Here is a 3,243-nt window from a genome sequence, read left to right as displayed (position 1 = left end):
CAGCCGATGACGAATGAAGACGGGAGCATCTGGCTGAACTATAACGGCGAGATTTTTAATTTCCCGGAGCTGCGGCGTGAGCTGATCGGGCGAGGCCATACCTTTCGCACCAACTGCGATACGGAGGTTGTTGTTCACGCCTATGAGGAATACGGCCCGGACTGCGTGCTTAAATTTAACGGCAAGTTCTCCTTTGCGCTTTGGGACGAACGAAACCAAACACTGTTCATGGCAAGGGACCGGCTTGGAGTAAAGCCATTGTATTATACGATGGCCGGAGACAGTTTTATCTTCGCTTCCGAAATCAAGGCGATTCTATCCCATCCCTCGGTTAAGGCGGAGGTGCGGGAAGGCGCGGTTCCCGAGTACTTGTTCTGCACCGTTCTGCTCGAAGGGCAGACCATGTTCAACAATATTCACTCTCTGCCCCCGGGTTATACGCTCAGTGTACAGGGGACGAAGCTGACATCGGCCCGGTATTGGAATATGCAGGCGGATATAGGGGAGGAACGGTCGCTTGATGTCTGGAAGGATGAGACCCTATCGCTGTTAACCGACTCCGTATGGAAAAGACGCATGAGCGATATTCCGTTCGGCTCTCTGCTCAGCGGCGGGCTGGATTCAAGCCTGCTGACAGCACTCGCAGTAAGCGGCGGGACTGATTCCCGAATGCGTACGTTCTCGATGGAATACGGGGATAACCGGGGCGTGAGCGCCTCCAATTCCGACACAGCCTATGCGAGACTCATGGCGGAGCACCTTGGGACGGACCATAGGGAATTTATCTTCCGGACGGAAGATTACAGGGACATGATGGAGAAGGTCACATGGCATATGGAAAAGCCCGTTGAATTGACGACGCCGTCCTTGTATTTGCTGTATAGGGAAATTAAAAAAGAGGTGTCGGTCGTCATTTCGGGTGAAGGGGCCGACGAATTGTTCGGCGGATACTTCTTCTTTCTGAACGGCGATCCTTCCGGGCAGGTCTCCCAGTTCCCGTGGGCCCCCTATTACCGGGAAGTGTCCGGACTGCTTGACCAGGCGGTCGGGGAGCGGACCGGATTCCGGGACAAGGTGGAATCATCGCTCCAGGAATCGTTAAGACAGTTTCCGTCCCGGGACCCGCTCAACCGCATTTTATATTTATTCATGAAATATTATTTGCTTGAGATGCTGGAACGGCAGGACAAGACGAGCATGGCTTCGGGTGTGGAAGTTCGGGTGCCTTTTCTGGATTACCGTATCGTGGAGAGCGTGATAAACCTTCCGTCGCAATACAAAATGAAGGATGGCAGCGAAAAATGGTTTCTGAAAGAAATCGGCAAGTCCATTCTTCCCAGCGCCATAACGGGCCGGAAGAAGAAGCCTTTTCCCTTCCCGATTGATCCCAAATCCATTATCGCTCAGAGGCAGCAGGCCTCCGACCTGATCCGTTCCGGCAATTCCAAAATTTCAGCCTATTTCGATAAGAGAAAAACGATCGATTTTTTGAATAAAAGGGGCGATTACGCAGGACTGGACAATTTAGCCGTCTTCCGCACATCGCATGCCTTGATCGCTCTCGAATTATGGCATAAAACGTTTGGAGTGTGAAAGCAATGACTGTTAACGAAATGCAGCAGATTGTGGAAGAAACGGCGGCGAACTTTATCAAGACCTTTGTGGAGCCGGCGGCGGGGGAGATCGACGAGCAGGAGACGTTTCCGATGAGCAATATGAAAGAGATGGGAAGGCTCGGCCTGCTCGGAATACCTTTCCCCGAAGAGTACGAAGGATTGGACCAGAGCTTTGCCTCTTACATCTCCTTCGTCCGTCAGCTTGCCGGCGCTTGCGCGTCAACGGCAATGACTGTCGTGGCCCATACCTGCCTGACCGGCCATCCGATTCATGCCTTTGGGTCACCCTTGCAAAAGGCCGCACACCTCAGCCGGTTAGCTACGGGAGAGGCGATCGGCGCTTTTGCGCTGACCGAACCGGACAGCGGCTCGGATATGGCTTCCATGCGGACAAGGGCCGTGGAGCATGACGATCATTATGTGCTGAACGGGTCTAAGACCTTTATCACCAATGCGAATGTAGCGGATATTTATGTGGTGGCCGCGAGCACGGCGCCGGATAAAAAAATGCTCGGTCTTACCTTATTTATTGTGGAAAAAGGAATGGAAGGCGTCTCAACTTCCTCCAAGAAGGAACGCAAGCTCGGGATGAGGGGCGCCGATATGGGCGAACTCATCTTCGAGAATGTAATCATTCCGAAGGAAAATGTCATTGGCCGCAAAAATTTCGGCCTGGAAGTTCTGCATGCAACGCTGGCAAGCGCCCGCATCGGCATGGCTGCGATCGCTGTCGGTATTGCCGAGGAAGCGCAGCGGCATTGCCTGCAATATGTGAAGCAGCGGAAGCAGTTCGATCAGTACCTATACCAGTTTCAGACGATCAAAAATATGCTCGCGGATATGGAAGTGAACCTGAACGCGTCCCGGCTGCTGCTGGAAAGGGCCGTACACCTGAAGGACAGCGGCAAGCCCTTCGCCAAGGAAGCGTCGGAGGCCAAGCTGTTCGCTTCGGAAACCGCGACGCGGATCACTAAGGATGCTGTTCAGATTTTCGGGGGTTACGGCTATTCGCGTGAATTGCCTCTGGAACGGTTGTTTCGGGACGCCAAGCTGACGGAAATCGGTGACGGGACTTCGGAAATTCAGCGGCTAATCATTGCTGATGAGCTGATTAAGCGCAGAGCAAAGTCTTCATTTAATCCGGTAGGAGGGCAGAAGCTATGAGACAAGGCAAAAGAAAGTATCCAGCGATTGAGCAGAGGGAGGAACGGCGGGATTACCCGCTGTCCTATCAGCAGGAACGCATTCTGTATCTGGACCAGTTGACGCCGGATGGCGGCCTGTGGAACAAAGTATCGGCCAAGCGGCTGACGGGCCGGCTGAACGCGGAAGCGATGCGGGGGGCCGTGGAGGAACTGGCCGGTCGCCACGCCGCGCTTCGGACGAAGATTGAATTGGCCCAGCCCCCCGTTCAATTATTCGGTTCCTTCTCGCCGGAGCAGTTCAGGCTGGTCGATCTGTCCCAGGGGGACCTGGGCAGCCGGGAGCAGGCTTTGGCGGAATGGTTCTCCAAGGAATGCCGGGCGCCGATCGCCATCCGGGGAGGCGATCCGCTCTTTCAGGCGATTCTGGTACAGTACGGTACGGATGAGGCCCTCCTGGTCCTGAAACTGCATCATATCGTCTC

At 54.3% G+C, this 3,243-nt stretch carries 3 protein-coding genes; all 3 read left to right on the top strand.

The features are described 5' to 3' along the window. The coding region (gene asnB, locus L691_RS0114710) for an asparagine synthase (glutamine-hydrolyzing) (RefSeq protein ID WP_025691247.1) at positions 1-1,593 on the top strand (1,593 nt) is incomplete at its 5' end. Between the two features lie 5 nt (positions 1,594-1,598). Next, entirely contained in the window at positions 1,599-2,780 is a 1,182-nt protein-coding gene (locus L691_RS0114705) for an acyl-CoA dehydrogenase family protein (RefSeq protein WP_025691246.1), read from the top strand. Continuing rightward, positions 2,777-3,243: condensation domain-containing protein (locus L691_RS28990; protein WP_036737145.1), on the top strand; the 467-nt coding region annotated here is incomplete at its 3' end. The genes L691_RS0114705 and L691_RS28990, both read left to right, overlap by 4 nt.

This window comes from Paenibacillus zanthoxyli JH29 (genome assembly GCF_000520715.1).
In the GTDB taxonomy this organism is placed as follows: Bacteria; Bacillota; Bacilli; order Paenibacillales; family Paenibacillaceae; genus Paenibacillus_AQ; species Paenibacillus_AQ zanthoxyli.
This window is presented reverse-complemented; position numbering and strand designations above follow the sequence as displayed.